The sequence below is a fragment of the Streptomyces sp. NPDC016677 genome, assembly GCF_055562815.1.
In genome coordinates, this window is sequence record NZ_JBVHEO010000007.1 from 156,388 (window position 1) to 173,140 (window position 16,753).

Sequence of the window (16,753 nt, forward strand, 5' to 3'; positions counted from 1 at the left end):
ATGCCCCACAGCCAAACCTCTGCACCTCGCGACAGCCTCGCCGGCGTACGCCTCGCGCGCGGAGCATCGCCGTGGCTCCTGCCGACCGTCGCGACCGCGGCCGTCAGCCTGGTCCGCGCCCGCCGCTCGGGTGCCGCCAAGGCCGTCGCCGTCCCCGCCACCGCGCTCGCGGCGGGGATGCTGTGGTTCTTCCGCGACCCCGAGCGCGAGATCGCCCAGGGCCGGGTCATCTCGCCCGCCGACGGCGTGGTGCAGAGCATCATGCCGTGGAAGGACGGCCGGACCCGCGTCGCGATCTTCATGAGCCCGCTCAACGTGCACGTGAACCGGGCCCCGCTGTCCGGCGCCGTGACCTCGGTCGAGCACGTGCCCGGCGGCTTCGTCCCCGCTTTCAACAAGGAGAGCGAGAACAACGAGCGGGTCGTCTGGCACTTCGACACCGAGCTGGGCGACATCGAGATGGTCCAGATCGCCGGCGCGGTGGCCCGCCGCATCGTCCCCTACGTGCCGCAGGGCACCAAGGTCGAGCAGGGCGAGCGGATCGGCCTGATCCGCTTCGGCTCCCGCGTCGACCTCTACCTGCCGGAAGGTGTGGAGGTGGCGGTCGAGGTCGGTCAGAAGACCGTGGCTGGGGTGACTCGCATTGACCGTGATTGATCCTGATACCAAGGCCGGCTGGGTGCCGGAGGCCGCCGACGAGGTCGACGAGGTGTTCGAAGAGGAGGAGATGCCGCTCTCACTGCGCCTGTCGATAGCGGACACCCTCACCCTCGGCAACGCCACGTGCGGGTTCATGGCGGTGTACTTCACCACCACCGGCATCCTGATCCCGCACCTCCAGGGCAGCCAGGAGACCGGCATGGCGCGGCACAGCGCCGCCACCGCCGTGATCCTGATGCTGTGCGCCGCGGTCTTCGACCTGTTCGACGGCCTGGTGGCGCGCAAGCTGCGGTCCTCGCCGATGGGCGCGGAGCTGGACAACCTCTCCGACCTGATCAGCTTCGGCCTCGCGCCCGCGTACTTCGTCCTCGTCTACGGCATGGTCGCGGACGACGCGCACCAGCGGCTGGCGGCGGTCGGGGCGATCGTGGTGCTGCTGGCGGTGGTGCTCAGGCTCGCCCGATTCTCGTGCGTGACGGTGAAGGACGGCACCTTCCAGGGGATGCCGTCGCCGTTCGGGGCGCTGACGGTCGTGTCGATCGTGCTGCTCGAGCTGCCGTTCGTGGCGACCGTGCTGGCGATCGTCGGGACGGCCTGGCTGATGGTGAGCCGGGTGGAGTACCCCAAGCCGCGGGGACGTCTCGCGGTGGCGATGCTGTCGTGGATCGTGCTGTCGATGGGGCTGCTGGCCGCATGGGCGTTCGACGCGCCGAGCGGGCAGCTGCTGCTCCAGACGGGCTGCGCGCTGCAGCTGGTCATGGGCGCGGTGATCCCGCTGTTCGCGACGGCCCGGCGGGTGAACAACTTCCGCGACAACCGGCGCGAGGCGCGGGCGGCGCAACTGCCGTAGCGGCGTTCGAGGGGGCCTTGGACCGGGTTCGGTCCAAGGCCCCCTTTCCTGTGCCCGGCGTCGGTGCCGGCCTCGCCGGGCTCCGCCCCAGGAGTCCTAGCTCAGGAAGTCCCGGGCTATCCGCTCCGCGACCCGTTCCAGGATCGGCCCGGCATCGGAGATGCACCTGGCCACGTCCGGCTCGACCTCCGTCAGGGCGTACGCCCGCCTGATCCCCGCCCGCCCCAGCGCCTCCGGCGCCAGCGCCAGCCGCCCGCACACCGCGACGACCTCGCGCCCCGCGGCCCGCGCCGCGGCCGCGACACCCGCCGGCGCCTTCCCGTGCAGGGTCTGCTCGTCCAGCGACCCCTCCCCGGTGATCACCAGCTCGGCCCGTTCCAGGGCCGGCGCGAAGCCGAGGACGTCGAGCATCACCTCGATGCCGGGCCGGAACCGCGCCCCGAGCAGCAGAGCGCCGTAGCCGATGCCGCCCGCGGCACCCGCGCCCGGCGCGGCGGCGTACTCGGCGGCCCGCGCGCCCACCGCGCCCTCCAGCACCGTCACGAAGCGCGCGAGGGCCGCGTCCAGCGTCTCCACGTCGTCCGGCGAGGCCCCCTTCTGCGGCCCGTAGACGGCCGGGGCGCCCTTCGGGCCGGTCAGCGGATTGTCGACGTCGCTGGCGAGGACCAGTTCCACGGAGGACAGCCGCGGGTCGAGACCGGACAGGTCGGCCGAGGCCACCTCGGCGAGCCCGCCGCCGCCCGGCGCCACGGGCTCCCCCGCCTCGTCCAGGAACCGCGCGCCCAGCGCCGACAGCATCCCGGCGCCGCCGTCCGTGGTCGCGCTGCCGCCGACCCCGAACACGATCGTGCGCGCGCCCGCGTCCAGCGCGGCCCGCAGCAGTTCCCCGGAGCCGTACGTCGACGCCGACAGCGGCGCGAAGACCCCGGCCGGCAGCCGCTGCAGCCCGCTCGCCTCCGCCATCTCCACGACCGCCGTGCCGTCGCGCAGCGCGAACGCCGCCGTCACCTCGGCGCCCAGCGGCCCGGCGACCCGTGTCGCCCGGCGTTCGAACCCGGCCGCGACGGCGGCGGCCACCGTGCCGTCGCCGCCGTCGGCGACCGGCAGCGCCTCCACCCGCACGTCCGGCACGACGCGGCGCAGCCCGGCCGTCACCCGCTCGGCGACCTGTACGGCCGTCAGCGACCCCTTGAACTTGTCCGCGGCCACGAGGACCCGCCGGGTCCCGTCCACAACAGCGTCAGCCACCTTGGTCTCCCCTTGCTCTTCCGGGCCTTGCGCACGTCCGCGCACGTCAAGGCAGTCGCGCCGGTGTGACCTTAACCGGACCGCGCCCCCGGCGTCATGCCCGGCCGATACCCTGCGGGGGATGACCACTTCGGATTACGCCACGTACATCGCCGGCCTCCCGCGCGTCCTGGCCGGCGCCGCCGCCCTGTTCCGGGACGCCGAGGGCCGGGTACTGCTGGTCGAGCCCAACTACCGCGAGGGGTGGGCGCTTCCGGGCGGCACCATCGAGTCCGACGACGGGGAGACCCCCCGCGAGGGCGCCCGCCGGGAGACGGCCGAGGAGATCGGCCTCGACGCCACCCCGGGCCGGCTGCTCGCGGTGGACTGGGTGCGGGGCACGGGCCGGCCGCCGGTGGTGGCGTACCTCTACGACGGGGGGATCCTCTCCGAGGAGGACCTCAAGGCCATCCGCCTCCAGGAGGAGGAGCTGCTGTCCTGGCGCCTCGTCCCGCGCGAGGAGCTGTCCGGCTTCCTGCTCGGCGCCACGCACGGCCGGGTCCTGGCCGCGCTGGACGTCCTGGCGGAGGGCTCGGGGACGGCGGAGCTGGAGAACGGGCGGCGAGTGGACCGGTGAGCCCCGGCGGGCGGCGGCCGGACGGTGGGACCCGGCGGGCGTCCGTCCCTGGCAGCACCGTCAGCTCGACTGCCGCCCGGTCCCGTCGCGCCCCGTGATCCGTTCGCCCCGGCCGGACGGGCGGCCCTGCCGTCGGCCCCATGACCGGCGAGCCCCTCGTCGCGCCGCTCACCGGAGCGGGCGTCTCCACCGGCCGCGGAGCGCTCGGGGCCCGGCCCGACGCCGCGCACCGGGCGGTGGGCGAGCCGGAGCGGGCCGGGGTGCCGGGTGCGGGGGCCGATGGAGGACGCCCTCGCGCGGGTGGCGGCCGGGGAGGACGATCCGCCGTGCCGGGAGCGCGGGGGTGTGCTGGAGCCGGCGACGGTGATGTTCGGTGAGCGGCCGGCCCCGTGGTGCCGGGTGAGGCGGCGTCCGTCGCCCAGGCCTGCCAGGTGTTCGTCGCCGCCGATGCCCTGCGACCTGACGCGAACGACAGGCCCTAGAAGAGCGCCGCCCCCCGCTCGAAGTCCAGCAGCCGCCGCTTGCGTTCCAGGCCGCCGCCGTACCCGGTGAGGCCGCCGCTCGCGCCGATGACGCGGTGGCAGGGGACGATGACGCCGATCGGGTTGCGGCCGTTGGCGAGGCCGACCGCGCGGGAGGCGGCCGGGTTGCCGAGGGCGGCGGCGAGTTCGCCGTAGGTGCGGGTCTCGCCGTAGGGGATGGCGCGCAGGTGGTCCCAGACGGTGCGCTGGAAGGGTGTGCCGTTCAGGCGCAGGGGGAGGGTGAATGCGCGCAGCTCGCCCGCGAAGTAGGCGGTCAGCTGGTCGAGGGCGGCGCCGAAGGGGGTGTCGTCGCGGGGGCCGAAGGTCTCCTGGGGCGGGCGGTGGCGCTGGTCGGTCATGTAGAGGCCGCACAGGACGCCGTCCTCGGCGACCAGGGTGAGCGGGCCGTAGGGGCTGTCGGTGACGGTGTGGTGTCGGTTCATGCCGGGTCCTCACACGGGCAGGAAGTTGATGGGGTGGTCGTCGGTGGCCCACAGGTACTGGACGGCGTACGCCCGCCAGGGCCGCCACCCGGCCGCGCGGGCGGTGAGGGCGGCCGGGGTCGAGGGCAGGCCGAGGGACCGGGCGGCGCGGCGGATGCCGAGGTCGGTGGGGAGGAAGGCGTCGGGGTCGCCGAGGGCGCGCAGGGCGATGACGTCGGCGGTCCAGGGGCCGAAGCCGGGGAGGGCGAGGAGGCGGGCGCGGGTGGCCGGCCAGTCGCTGTCCACGCCGAGGGCGAGGGAGCCGTCGGCGAGGTGGCGGACCAGGGTGGTGAGGGTCGCCCGGCGGGTGCGGGGCATGGCGAGGGTGGCGGGGTCCACCGTCGCCAGTGCCTCGGGGGTGGGGAACAGGTGGGTCAGAGCGCCCTCGGGGTCGTCGACCGGGTCGCCGTGGGCGGTGACCAGGCGGGCGGCGTGGGTGCGGGCGGCGGCCGTGGAGACCTGCTGGCCCAGGACGGCGCGGACGGCGAACTCGGCCTCGTCGACGGTGCGCGGGACGCGGCGCCCGGGCGCCTTGTCGACGAGGGGCGCCAGGACCGGGTCGGTGCGCAGATGGCCGTCGACGGCGGCCGGGTCGGCGTCCAGGTCGAGCAGCCGGCGGCAGCGGCTGATGGCGACGGGCAGGTCGCGCAGGTCGCTGAGGACGAGGCGGCAGGCGATGTGGTCGGGGGTGGGGGTGAGGGACACGATGCCGTGACCGTAGGGCAGGCGCAGGGTGCGGCGGTACGCGCCCTGCCTCCACTCCTCCACGCCGGGGACGGCGGTCGCGGCGAGGTGGCCGAAGACGTTGTCCGGGTTGAACGGCGCGCGGAACGGCAGGCGCAGGGCGAGGGCGCCGCCCGGAGCGCCGGCGGCGCCGGTCTTCGGGGCGCGGGTGCGCAGCTCGCCGGGGGTGAGGGCGAAGACCTCGCGGACGGTGTCGTTGAAGGTGCGCACGGAGGAGAAGCCGGCCGCGAAGGCGACCTCGGCCATCGGCAGCCGGGTCGTCTCGATCAGCAGCCGGGCGGTCTGCGCGCGCTGGGCGCGGGCCAGGGCGAGGGGGCCCGCGCCCAGCTCGGCCAGCAGCTGGCGTTCGATCTGCCGGGTGCTGTAGCCGAGCCGGGCGGCGAGGCCGGGCACGCCCTCGCGGTCGACCACCCCGTCGGCGATCAGCCGCATGGCGCGGGCGGTGAGGTCGGCCCGCTGGTTCCACTCCGGGGAGCCGGGGGTGGTGTCGGGGCGGCAGCGCTTGCAGGCCCGGAAGCCCGCCTGCTGGCAGGCCGCCGCGCTCGGGTGGAACACCATGTTCTCCGGCTTGGGCGGCACCACCGGGCAGCTCGGCCGGCAGTAGATGCCGGTGGTCAGGACGGCCGTGAAGAACCAGCCGTCGAACCGGGCGTCCTTGGACCGGACAGCGCGCACGCAGCGCTCGGTGTCGGTGTGCATCCCCATCTGCATGGGTCCAGCATCGTCCACCGCGCCCGGCGCTTCTGGCGGGAATCCGACATCGTGCTCACGCTTCCTGCGCGGTCCCGGATCGCCAGGCGGACTCGCGCAGCAGCCGCAGCCCGTTCAGGCCGACCAGCACGGTCGAGCCCTCGTGGCCGGCGACGCCGAGCGGCAGCGGCAGGTGGCCGATCAGGTCCCACAGCACCAGGACGGTGATGAAGGTGCCCGCGATCACGAGGTTCTGGAGGACCAGCCGGCGGGCGGTGCGGGAGAGGCGGACGACGGCGGGTACGGCGCTCAGCTCGTCGCGGACGACGACCGCGTCCGCCGTTTCCAGCGCGAGGTCGGAGCCCGCGCGGCCCATGGCGACGCCGGCGTGGGCGGCGGCCAGGGCGGGAGCGTCGTTGACGCCGTCCCCGACGAACAGCACCTTGCGGCCCGCGCCCTCCAGCTCCCGTACGGCGGCGACCTTGTCCTCGGGGAACAGGTCGGCGCGGACGTCGGTGAGGCCGGTGGCCTCGGCGACGCGGGCGGCGGCGCGGGCGTTGTCGCCGGTCAGGAGGGTGGGGGCGGTGCCGTTGAGGGCGGTGAGCGCGGCGGTGGCCCCGGCGGCGTCGGGGCGCAGCCGGTCGGTGAGGACGAGGGTGCCGACGGGGGTGCCGTCGCGGGCGACCTGGACGGTGGTGGCGTCGTCGGCGGCGGTGCCGGCCCGGCCGACGGTCACCACGCTCCCCTCGACGGTCGCCGTCACCCCGCGGCCGGGGGCGGCGGTGAACTCCTCGGCGGCGGCCGGGGCGAGGCCGCGGGCGCGGGCGGCGGCGACCACGGCGCGGCCCAGGGGGTGCTCGCTGGGCAGTTCGGCCGCGGCGGCCAGCGCGAGCAGGGCGTCCTCGTCGAGCTCGGAGCCGGGCAGCGGGCGTACGGCGGTGACCTCGGGGGCGCCCTCGGTGAGGGTGCCGGTCTTGTCCAGGGCGGCGGTGTCGACCTCGCCGAGCCGTTCCATCGCGACCGCCGACTTCACCAGGACGCCGTGCCGGCCGGCGTTGGCGATGGCGGACAGCAGCGGCGGCATGGTGGCGAGGACCACCGCGCAGGGCGAGGCGACGATCATGAAGGTCATGGCACGCAGCAGGGCGTCGGTGAGGCCGGCGCCGAAGGCGAGCGGGATGCCGAAGACCGCGAGGGTGGCGACGACCACGCCGACCGCGTAGCGCTGCTCGATCTTCTCGATGAACAGCTGGGTCGGCGCCTTGGTGCGGGACGCCTCCTCGACCAGGGCGACGATGCGGGCGATCACCGAGTCGGCCGGGTCGCGGCCGACGCGGACGCGCAGGGCGCCGGTGCCGTTGAGGGTGCCGGCGAAGACGTCGTCGCCGGGGGTCTTCAGGACCGGGAGCGACTCGCCGGTGATGGTGGCCTGGTCGACCTCGCCCTCGCCGCCGACGACCGTGCCGTCGGCGCCGATCCGCTCGCCCGGCCGGACCAGGAGGACGTCGCCGACGGCCAGGTCGGCGGTGGCGACGGTCTCCTCGCGGTCCCCGGTCACCCGGGTCGCGGTGGTGGGCGCGAGGTCGAGCAGGCCGCGCACGGAGTCGGCGGTGCGGGCGGTGGCCAGCGCCTCCAGGGCGCCGGAGGTGGCGAAGATGACGATCAGCAGGGCGCCGTCGAGCACCTGGCCGATGGAGGCCGCGCCGAGCGCCGCGACGATCATCAGCAGGTCGACGTCGAGGGTCTTCTCGCGCAGCGCGCGCAGGCCCTCCAGGGCGGGCTCCCAGCCGCCGGCGGCGTAGGCGAGGGCGTACAGCGGGCCGTACGCCCAGGCGGTGACCCCGGTCAGGTCGAGGGTGAGGGCGAGCAGGAACGCGAGCAGGGAGACAAGCGCCCAGCGGGCCTCGGGCAGGGCCAGCACGCGGGTGCGGCGGCCGGGCGCCGGCCGGCGGGGCGTCGTCGCGGGCGCGGTGGGGGCAAGGGTGGTGGACACGCCGCACACCATACAGGAACGCATGAAGACTCATTCATTCGTTCATCCATTCATTCGTTCATGCGTATGGGTGTTCCCGGGCGGTGCGTAGGATGGCCGCATGGGTCACGGAGCCGCCAGCACCACGCAGGAGACCGCACGCGTGCGTCTGGACGCGGACAATGTCGCCAAGGTCGCCACCACGCTCCAGGCCCTGTCCACCCCCTCCCGGCTGCTGATCCTGGCCCGGCTGCGCGAAGGCCCGCTGCCCGCGACCGAGCTGGCGGCGCAGGTCGGCATGGAGCAGTCGGCCTGCTCGCACCAGCTGCGGCTGCTGCGCAACCTGGGCCTGGTGGTGGGCGAGCGGCGCGGCCGGTCGGTGGTCTACGCGCTGCACGACGACCACGTCGCCGAACTCCTGGACCAGGCCGTCTTCCACGTGGAGCACCTGCGGCTGGGGATCAGCGACACCGGTCCGGAGCGCTGAGCAGCCCCCGCATCGTCTCGGCGGCCCGTACGGCCGCGTCCCCGCAGCAGTTGTTGAACAGCACGTGCAGCTCGTCCGTGTGCCGGGCCGCGCGCCGCAGCCGGGGCACCCACGCGGCGAGTTCGGCCACGTCGTAGCCGTACCGGAAGCGGTCCTCCTTGCTGCCCCTCCCCCAGGCCGGGCTGCGGCCGTGGAACCGTACGACGGCCAGCGGGCGGTGGGTGACCGGCACGACCGGCGGCAGCGATCCGGGCAGGCCCGGCGCCATGTCGACGCCCACCGCGCTCGCGCCGAGGCCGGCGAGCAGCGCGGCGGTGGCGTCGGCCCGGTCCGGGGCCCACCAGTCCGGGTGCCGGAACTCCACGGCGAGCGGCCAGCCCGCCGTGCGCCGGGCACAGGCTTCGAGCGTCTCCTCCGCGCCGCCGCCCGGCGCGAACCAGGGCGGGAACTGGAACAGCACGGCGCCGAGCCGCCCGGCCTCGCGCAGCGGTCCGACCGCGTACGCGAACCTGCGCCACACCTCGTCGAGGAGCGCCGGGCCCCGCTCGGCCCCCCGCAGGTCGGCGGGGAGGGACGCGGCCCGGGTGGGGTGCCCGGTCAGCAGCGAGAACGCCTTGACGTCGAAGCGGAAGCCCTCGGGGGTGCGCTCCAGCCACAGCTCGCTGTTGCGGCGGCTGGGCAACGCGTAGTATCCGGCGTCCACTTCGACGACGGGCAGCCGGGAGGCGTAGTGCCTGAGGCGCCCCTCGGCGTCCCGCCGCCCGCGCGGGTACCAGCCGCTCGCGACGAGCTGCCGGTCCGTCCAGGAACACGCGCCGACCCTTACCTCACCCATGGGAGCCCGGTTGCCCGGACTCCCCCGGCCTCATGCGCCGTCGGCTATTCGGCGGCGGTGGGACGCCGCGCGGCGGTCATCGCCTCCTTCACGTCGGTGATCGGGCGCAGCCGGTAGGTGTAGGAGTAGTCCCGGTCGGCGAACAGCTTGAACTCGTCGTGGGTGTGCGCGCCCCAGCTGTTGTCCCCGCCGACGCCCATCTGCCGGTGGTTCAGGCGGAGCACGACCGCGTCCCTCGGGGTGAGCTGGTAGTCGTGCCGCACGCCCGTCGACAGGTCCTCCGGGGTGAAGCGCGAGGCGTTGACCTCCAGCAGGGGTTCGCCCGAGGCCAGCAGCCCGGCGCCGCGCCGGTCGGTGAGCGCCACCCAGCGGACGTCGGTCTTGTTGCCGTTCTCCTGCGGGCGGATGTAGCCGGACCACTGCTCGGCGACGGTCCCGGAGTACAGGCCGACGTCGGTGCCGGTGTTGCGGTCCCAGTGGTTCTCCTCGGGGCCGCGCCCGTACCAGTGCAGCCGGTCCAGGCCGCGCGGCAGGAAGAGCAGGCTGCCGACCTCGGGGATGTACGGCAGGTTCGCGGCGCCGGGGTGCAGGGTGTGGTCGACCTTGATCTCGCCGTTGCCGAAGACCGTGTAGGTGGTGGTGTACGACGACTCCACCGTGGTCGGCAGCGTGCCGCTGACCTTGATCTCGACGGCCCGGTCCGCCCCGAGCCGCCGCACGGCGACGTCGGTGACCTTCCGCCGGGCGCCCGCGTCCCGCCAGGTCCGGTTGCGGGTGTGCTGGCCGTTGCCGAGGTCGTTGTCGGTGGGCGCCCGCCAGAAGTTGGGCACCGGCCCGGAGGTGAGCAGCCGGATGCCGCGCGCCCGGTACGAGGTGATGGTGCCGCTGCTCCGGTCGACGGTGACGGTGAAGTCCTCGCCGTCGACGGTGATCTCCTCGTCGTCCTCGTCCAGCTCCAGGGCCGGGACCCGGTCCAGCGGCACGGGGGTCACGGCCGGGGCGTCCGCGTCGAGGGGGAGCTGGACGCGGGCCACCTCGAAGCCGGCCTTCGCCCAGGGGGCGGACTCCTTGGTGGTGAAGGAGACCTGGAGGAAGAACTCGGTGCCGGGCGCCGGGTCGGCCGGCAGCCGTACGGGCAGGGTGATGTCCTTGCCGGACAGTGGTGCCACGGCCAGCTGGTCGCGGGTCAGCCGCCCGCGCCGTACCACCGCGCCGTCGGCGACCAGTTCCCACCGGCCGTCGAACTCCCGCAGGTCGGTGAAGAGGTACTCGTTGACCAGGGTCACCGCGCCGGGGCCGCCGGAGCGCTGCCGTACGTCGATCGCCTGGTAGACGCGCTTGACCTCGGCGGCCTTGCCGGTGTGGCCGCGGTCGGCCAGGACGATGCCGTCGGCGACGAAGGCGCCGTCGTTGGGGTTGTCGCCCCAGTCGCCGCCGTACGCGAAGAAGGTCTTCTCCCCGGGCCGCTTCTCCTCCTTGCGGACCTCGGCGGCGTCGAACCAGAAGCGCACGCCGTCGTCGTCGCTGCCGCGGCCCTCGTCGGCCAGTTCGGCGGCGGTGAGGGCGCGGGCGTACACACGGGCGGCGCGGATCGTGCCGCTGAACTCGCGGGTCTGGTTGTCGGCGTCGGTCGCCAGGGCGAGCGGCGCGGTGTTCACCTCGGGGCGCCGGGTGGTGGTGCGGACGGCTCTGGCCACGCCGTCGGCGTAGAGGGTCAGGGTGCCCGCGTCGGCGTCGAAGACACCGGCGACGTGGTGCTCGCGGCCGGTCCAGTCGTCCGGCAGCGCCCAGTTCGCGGTGACCCACTGTCCGCCGGAGTGGATGAAGAACTCCAGGTTCCGGTTGTTCTGCTTCAGGGCGTACTGGGTGTCGCCCTTGGCCACGATCGGCTGGTGGTAGCCGAGGAAGCGCGGGGTGACCCAGGCCTCCAGGGTGAGGGAACCGGTGAGGTCCAGGCTCTCGTCGCGGGCGAAGAGCGTGCCGCCGGACAGGCCCTCGTCCCGGTCGAAGGAGCCGCTGGGGTTGATGATCTCGCCGCGCAGCCCGGCGGGGCCGGTCTCCCGCAGCAGGACGCGGGCGGGCACCGGCCAGGCCAGGGACTGGTCCACGAAGTCCCAGATCCAGCCGCCCTGGAGCACGTCGTAGCGGCGGACGACGTCCCAGTACTTCTTGAAGTTGCCGGTGGAGTTGCCCATCGAGTGGGCGTACTCGATCATCACGTACGGCCGGGTGTCGGAGGTGTCCTTCGCCCGCTGCTCGACCCGCTGGGGGGTGTCGTACATCTCGGAGCGGATGTCGCTGATCCCCGGGCGGTCGTCGCCCTCGTACTGGATGACGCGGGTGCTGTCGTAGGAGCGGATCCAGTCGTGCATGGCGGTGAAGGTGGAGCCGGTGCCGGCCTCGTTGCCCAGCGACCAGATCACCACCGAGGGGTGGTTCTTGTCGCGGTGCACCATGTTCTGGGCGCGGGCCACGCACGCCGCGGTCCACTCGGGGTGGTCGCCGGGGTACTCGTCGCGGATGGCGTGGGTCTCCAGGTTGGTCTCGTCGACGAGGTAGAGGCCGTACTCGTCGGCGAGTTCGTACCACAGCGGGTTGTTCGGGTAGTGCGAGGTGCGGACGCTGTTCATGTTGAGCCGCTTGATGAGCGTGATGTCGTTCACCAGGTCCTCGCGGCTGAGGGCGGTGCCGCGGTCCGGGTGCATCTCGTGGCGGTTGGTGCCGCGCAGGGAGACCGGCTTGCCGTTGACGCGCATCAGGCCGTCCTTGAGCGCGAACTCCCGGAAACCGACCCGGTGCGAGAGGGTCTCGGTCACCTTTCCGGCGGGGTCGCGCAGGCGCAGCACGGCCGTGTAGAGGTACGGCTGCTCGGCCGACCACAGCTTCGGCGCCGGTACGGCCCTGGTGGCGCGTACGGTGACGTCCTCACCGGCGCTCACCGTGCCGAGGTCGGCGCCGGCCTGGAGGGGGCGGGACCAGACGGCGTGGCCGCGGGCGTCGTACAGCTGGGTCTCGACGGTGTACCGGCCGGTGCCGTCGCCGCCGTACGCCCGGACCTGTGCGGTGACGGCGAGTTCGGCGTCGGTGTACGTGTCGTCCAGCGGGGTGTCGAGGCGGAAGTCGCGCAGGTGCACGGCGGGGGTGGAGTAGAGGTAGACCGAGCGGAAGATGCCGCTCAGCCGGATCATGTCCTGGTCCTCCAGCCAGTCGCCGTCGGCGTAGCGGTAGACCTCGACGGCGATCTGGTTGGTGCCGGGCTTGAGGTGGTCGGTGATGTCGTACTCGGACGGGGTGTAGGAGTCCTCGTCGTATCCGGCCAGTTCGCCGTTGATCCACACGTAGTGCGCGGACTTGACGCCCTCGAAGTGGAGGAAGGTGCGGCGGCCGTCCCAGTCGCGGGGGACGGTGAAGGTGCGGCGGTACTGGCCGACGGGGTTGCGGCGGGTGGGGGCGGTGGGGGGCTGCGGCTCCTCCCCCAGGCCGTTGGGTCCCCAGTAGGGATAGGTGATGTTCAGGTAGATCGGGCGGTCGTGCCCGTGCAGCTGCCAGACGGAGGGGACCGGGATGGTGTCCCAGTCGCCGTCGTCGAGGTCGGTGCGGTGGAAGTCGGCGTCCCGGTCCTCGGGGCGGTCGGCGTAGGCGAACTTCCAGGTACCGTCGAGGGAGAGGCGGTACGGGGAGTCGGTGCGGTCGGCGGCCAGTGCCTGGCGGACGTCCGCGTACGGCATGAGCGTGGTGTGCGGCGGCTCGGTGCCGAGCCGGAAGACACCGAAGTCGTTCCACTGCGGGGGGCCGTCGGAGGCCGCCGCCGCACGGGCCCTGGCGGGCGGTACGGACAGGGCGAGCGCGCCGAGGACGGCGGCGCCGCCCTCCAGGAGACGGCGGCGGCTGACGACCGGGGGCACGACGGAGGAGAGGGACGGGTGCGGCATGACCGTGGCCTTCCGTGGGGTTCGGTGGGCGGCTCAACGCACGGTGCGCTAACGGCGGTTACGGGGGTGGTGCCCGGCAACTGCCGGTGAGGGAGCGACTACTGAAACACGGTCACCCTAGGACCCGAACACAATCGAATCAATCACCCCGTCGGGCTTTGTGCGGTCCTGGGGAAGGAGGGCCCTGTTCCGTCGACTGCCCGGCCGGCCGTCCCCAGTCGACCGTGCGGTCGCACCAGCGCTCCAGCAGCACCCGGTCGTGGCCCACGGCCAGCAGGCCCGCCCCGGTGGCGGCGCGGTACTCCTCGACCACCGCGACCAGCGCGGCGGTGGTGGACGCGTCCAGCATGGCGGTCATCTCGTCGCACACCAGCCAGCGCGGGCGCAGCACCAGGGCGCGGGCCAGGCAGGCCCGCTGGAGCTGGCCGTCGCTGACCTCGTGCGGGCGGCGGCCCAGCAGGTCGCCGGTGAGGCCGACCGTGGCGGCCAGTTCGGCGACCCGGGCGGCCAGGCCCTCGCGGCGGCCGGTGGCGCGCAGCGGTTCGGCGATCAGGTCGGCCAGCCGCAGCCGGGGGTCGGCGGAGAGCCGGGCCTGCTGGAAGACGACGCCGAAGGCGGTGCGCACCTCGCGCGGCGCGCGGTGCCGCCAGCGGCGTACCGGCTCGCCGTCGACGACGACGGTGCCGGCGTCGGGGCGGTGCAGCAGGGCGGCGACCCGGGCGAGGGTCGACTTGCCGCAGCCGCTGGGGCCCAGCAGGCCGACCGCCTCGCCCGGCGCGACGGTCAGGGAGACGTCCCGCAGGACGGGGGCGCCCCGGGTGTATCCGGCGGTGACGGCGCGCAGTTCAAGCACGGGCGGCCTCCGGGTCGGCGGTGGTGTGCGGGTGGGAATGCGGGTGGTGGCAGGCGACCGTGCCGGACAGCGGCGGCAGCGTGCCGCAGGCGTCGGTGGCGCGGGCGCAGCGCGGGGCGAAGGCACAGCCGGCGGGCAGGTCGCCGAGTTCCGGGGGCAGGCCGGGAACGGGGGTGAACGCGCGGTCGGGCAGGGCCTGGAGCAGGCCCCGGCTGTAGGGGTGGCGGGGGCCGGGGGTGCCGAAGAAGGCGTCCGCGTCGGCGAGTTCGACGATGCGTCCGGCGTACATGACGGCGACCCGGTCGGCGATGCGTTCGGCGGCCGCCAGGTCGTGGGTGATCATCAGCAGGGCCCGGCCCTCCCCCTGCGCGTCCCCGTCCGGGCCTCCGTCCGCGTCGACGTGGCGGCGCAGTTCGTCGACGGTGCGGTCCACCAGGTCCCGGTCGAGTCCGGTGGTCGGTTCGTCGGCGAGCAGCAGGGGCGCGTCGCCGACCAGGGCGAGGGCGGTGGCGGCGCGCTGGGCGAGGCCGCCGGAGAGTTCGTGCGGGTGGCGGTCGAGGTGGCCGGCGGGGAACGCGGCGCGGGCGGCGGCCTCCTCGGCGGCGGCGCGCAGGGCGGCGCGGCCCCGCGGGCCGGTGAGGGCGGCGACGGTCTCCGCGAGGTGGGAGCGGACGGTGCGCACGGGGGTGAGGTGGGCGGCCGGGCTCTGCGGGACCAGGCCGATCCTGCGGCCCCGTACGGTGCGGGCGAGGGTCCGCTCGTCCGCGGTGAGCAGGTCCAGGTCGCCGAGGAGGGCCGAGCCGGCGGTCTGCGCGTTGCCGGGGAGCAGGCCCAGCAGGGCGGAGGCCAGCACCGACTTGCCACAGCCGCTCTCGCCGATCAGGGCCAGGCACTCACCGGCCGCCACGTCGAAGCGGACGTCGGTGACGGCGGCGATCCGCCGCCCGCCCGGCATCAGGAAGCGGACGGACAGGCCGCGGACCGCCAGCACAGGGGGACGCCCGTTCACAGCATCAGCTCCGATCGCCGCCGGGGGTTGATCCGCTCCCGCCAAGCCCCGGCGAGGCCCGCGACGGCGAGGGTGGGGACGATGATGAACAGCCCCGGGAAGAGGGTGGGCCACCACTGCCCGGCGAGCAGCGAACCGCGGGCCTGCTGGATCAGGTTGCCGAGGCTCGCCATGTGGGTGGGCAGACCGAGCCCGAGGAAGGACAGCGCCGACTCGTGCCACATGGCGTGCGGCACCATCAGTACGGCGGCCAGCGCGGCCTGCGGCAGCACGCCGGGCAGCAGGTGCCGTACCGTCACCCGCCACCGGGAGGCGCCCCCGGAGACGGCCGCGTCGATGTACGGGCGCGAGCGCAGGGAGAGCACCTCGGCGCGGACGATGCGGGCGGTGGACAGCCAGTGGGTGGCCGCCACGGAGACGACCACGGGCCACACCCCCGGCCGGAACATGGCCACGATGAACACGCCGAGCAGCAGGTGGGGTACGGAGGAGAACGCGTCGACCACCCGCATCAGCGCGCGGTCGAACCAGCCGCCCAGCGCCCCGGCCGCGGCGCCCACCGCGGTGCCGACGACCGTCGCGGTCAGCGCCGCGGCCACCCCCACCAGCAGCGAGACGCGCAGCCCGTACACGCAGCGCAGCAGCAGGTCGCGGCCGACGTCGTCGGTGCCGAAGGGGTGGGCGGCGCTCGGTGGCAGGAGCTTGGCGGCGAGGTCGACGGCCTGCTGGTCGAGCCGGACGAACGGCGGTACGAGCAGTACGGCGAGGACGGTCAGGGCCAGCAGGCCGGCCGAGACGCGCAGGCGCAGGGCGCGGGTGGAGCGGCGGGCCGTGCCGTGGGACCGCCACTGCTGCGGGGCGGGGGCGTCACATGTCACTGAGCTTCACCCTCGGGTCGAAGAGTCCGTAGAGCAGGTCGGCGAGGAGGTTTCCGGCGAGGACGGCGGCGGTGGCGAGGGTGGTGAGCGCGGCGAGCAGCGGGAAGTCGACGGCGGTGGCCGCCTCGACGGTGGCCGCGGCGATGCCGGGCCAGCTGAAGACGGTCTCCACCAGCAGGGCGCCGGTGATGAGTTCGGGGACGCGGGAGCCGATCAGGGTGAGCACCGGCAGCAGTCCGGAGCGCAGCGCGTGGCCGAGCAGGACGGTGCCTTCGCCGAGACCGCGGGCGCGGGCGCCGCGCACCGGGTCCTCCGCGAGGGCGTCGCCGACGCCCTGACGGACGTAGAGGGTGAACCAGGGGAGTTGGGAGACGGCGAGGACCGCGGCGGGCAGGACGACGTGGCTCGCGACCTGGCCGAAGGTGACCTGTTCGCTGGCGGTGTCGGTGAGGCCGCCCGCCGGGAGGAGGTCCCACTGGAGGGCGAACAGCCAGACGGCGAGCAGCGCGGTCCAGAAGACCGGGGCCGCCTCCAGGGCGTACGCGAGGGAGGTCACCGCCCGGTCGAGGAGGGAGCCGGGGCGGCGGGCGGCCAGGACGCCGAGCAGGGTGCCGGCGAGGACGGCGGCGGTGAAGGCGACCGCGCACAGCAGCGCGGACCAGGCCAGGCGTTCGCCGATGACCTGGGCCACCGGCTGCCGCAGCACGCTGGAGTGGCCGAGGTCGCCGGAGAGCGCGTCGGTCAGCCAGTGCCACCAGCGGGTGACGAACGGCTCGTCCACGCCGAGGTTGGCGCGCAGCCGGTCCAGGGTCTCCTGGTCGGCACCGAGCGCGGCGGTGCCGGCGTACGCCTTGACGGGGTCGAACGGGGAGGCGGCGGCGATGGCGAACACGCCGAAGGTGACGACGGCCAGGACGGGGACGGCGGACAGCGCCCGCCGTCCCGTCAGCCGTGCCATCGCTCCCCAGGGGAGCGC

14 protein-coding genes and 1 pseudogene are annotated in these 16,753 nt (G+C 74.6%); 5 read left to right on the top strand and 10 right to left on the bottom strand.

Features of this window, described 5'->3' with window-relative positions:
- Both ACZ3IG_RS20910 and pssA read left to right on the top strand, forming a co-directional pair.
- Positions 1-657, top strand: a complete 657-nt coding sequence (locus ACZ3IG_RS20910) for a phosphatidylserine decarboxylase (RefSeq protein ID WP_403543869.1) — start codon at positions 1-3, stop codon at positions 655-657.
- Between the two features lie 70 nt (positions 658-727).
- On the top strand, positions 728-1,510 hold the full coding sequence (gene pssA, locus ACZ3IG_RS20915) for a CDP-diacylglycerol--serine O-phosphatidyltransferase (protein WP_215167229.1): 783 nt from the start codon (positions 728-730) through the stop codon (positions 1,508-1,510).
- A gap of 96 nt (positions 1,511-1,606) precedes the next feature.
- On the opposite strand, the gene ACZ3IG_RS20920 is transcribed toward pssA, so the two are convergent.
- Positions 1,607-2,743, bottom strand: a complete 1,137-nt coding sequence (locus tag ACZ3IG_RS20920; protein WP_467434073.1) for a glycerate kinase — start codon at positions 2,741-2,743, stop codon at positions 1,607-1,609.
- Positions 2,744-2,879: 136 nt separating this feature from the next.
- Between ACZ3IG_RS20920 and ACZ3IG_RS20925 the strand changes: the two genes are divergently transcribed.
- Entirely contained in the window at positions 2,880-3,374 is a 495-nt protein-coding gene (locus ACZ3IG_RS20925; RefSeq protein WP_467433877.1) for an NUDIX domain-containing protein, read from the top strand.
- A 258-nt stretch (positions 3,375-3,632) separates the two neighbouring features.
- Positions 3,633-3,817 (top strand): annotated as a pseudogene (locus ACZ3IG_RS20930) (NAD-dependent deacetylase); the annotation flags it as partial.
- A gap of 35 nt (positions 3,818-3,852) precedes the next feature.
- On the opposite strand, the gene ACZ3IG_RS20935 reads toward ACZ3IG_RS20930, so the two are convergent.
- The 3 genes from ACZ3IG_RS20935 to ACZ3IG_RS20945 are packed head-to-tail and all read right to left on the bottom strand — an operon-like array spanning position 3,853 to position 7,816.
- Positions 3,853-4,338, bottom strand: a complete 486-nt coding sequence (locus ACZ3IG_RS20935; RefSeq protein ID WP_467433879.1) for a methylated-DNA--[protein]-cysteine S-methyltransferase — start codon at positions 4,336-4,338, stop codon at positions 3,853-3,855.
- A 9-nt stretch (positions 4,339-4,347) separates the two neighbouring features.
- Positions 4,348-5,832 carry an AlkA N-terminal domain-containing protein gene (locus ACZ3IG_RS20940; protein ID WP_467433880.1) on the bottom strand — a complete coding sequence of 495 codons (1,485 nt, stop codon included), beginning with the start codon at positions 5,830-5,832 and terminating at the stop codon, positions 4,348-4,350.
- A 55-nt stretch (positions 5,833-5,887) separates the two neighbouring features.
- Positions 5,888-7,816 (bottom strand): heavy metal translocating P-type ATPase, encoded by a 1,929-nt coding sequence (locus ACZ3IG_RS20945; protein ID WP_467434075.1) that lies wholly within the window; start codon positions 7,814-7,816, stop codon positions 5,888-5,890.
- Between the two features lie 88 nt (positions 7,817-7,904).
- On the opposite strand from ACZ3IG_RS20945, the gene ACZ3IG_RS20950 reads away from it, so the two are divergent.
- Positions 7,905-8,270 (top strand): ArsR/SmtB family transcription factor, encoded by a 366-nt coding sequence (locus ACZ3IG_RS20950; protein ID WP_403543865.1) that lies wholly within the window; start codon positions 7,905-7,907, stop codon positions 8,268-8,270.
- Here the strand turns inward: ACZ3IG_RS20950 and ACZ3IG_RS20955 are convergent.
- The 6 genes from ACZ3IG_RS20955 to ACZ3IG_RS20980 all read right to left on the bottom strand — a co-directional run bounded on the left by ACZ3IG_RS20955 (position 8,245) and on the right by ACZ3IG_RS20980 (position 16,735).
- Positions 8,245-9,105, bottom strand: coding sequence for a DUF72 domain-containing protein (locus tag ACZ3IG_RS20955; protein ID WP_467433881.1), 861 nt, complete (start codon positions 9,103-9,105; stop codon positions 8,245-8,247). The two genes, ACZ3IG_RS20950 and ACZ3IG_RS20955, sit on opposite strands and share 26 nt — an antisense overlap.
- Before the next feature lie 44 nt (positions 9,106-9,149).
- Positions 9,150-13,037 carry a glycoside hydrolase family 2 TIM barrel-domain containing protein gene (locus ACZ3IG_RS20960; RefSeq protein ID WP_467433882.1) on the bottom strand — a complete coding sequence of 1,296 codons (3,888 nt, stop codon included), beginning with the start codon at positions 13,035-13,037 and terminating at the stop codon, positions 9,150-9,152.
- A gap of 139 nt (positions 13,038-13,176) precedes the next feature.
- Positions 13,177-13,890 carry an ABC transporter ATP-binding protein gene (locus ACZ3IG_RS20965; protein WP_467433884.1) on the bottom strand — a complete coding sequence of 238 codons (714 nt, stop codon included), beginning with the start codon at positions 13,888-13,890 and terminating at the stop codon, positions 13,177-13,179.
- Positions 13,883-14,899 (bottom strand): ABC transporter ATP-binding protein, encoded by a 1,017-nt coding sequence (locus ACZ3IG_RS20970; RefSeq protein ID WP_467433885.1) that lies wholly within the window; start codon positions 14,897-14,899, stop codon positions 13,883-13,885. The genes ACZ3IG_RS20965 and ACZ3IG_RS20970 overlap by 8 nt, the downstream gene beginning before the upstream one ends.
- Positions 14,896-15,777, bottom strand: coding sequence for an ABC transporter permease (locus ACZ3IG_RS20975; protein WP_467433886.1), 882 nt, complete (start codon positions 15,775-15,777; stop codon positions 14,896-14,898). The genes ACZ3IG_RS20970 and ACZ3IG_RS20975 overlap by 4 nt, the downstream gene beginning before the upstream one ends.
- Positions 15,767-16,735 carry an ABC transporter permease gene (locus ACZ3IG_RS20980; protein ID WP_467433887.1) on the bottom strand — a complete coding sequence of 323 codons (969 nt, stop codon included), beginning with the start codon at positions 16,733-16,735 and terminating at the stop codon, positions 15,767-15,769. Before ACZ3IG_RS20980 ends, ACZ3IG_RS20975 begins: the two co-directional genes overlap by 11 nt.
- Positions 16,736-16,753 lie beyond the last annotated feature (18 nt).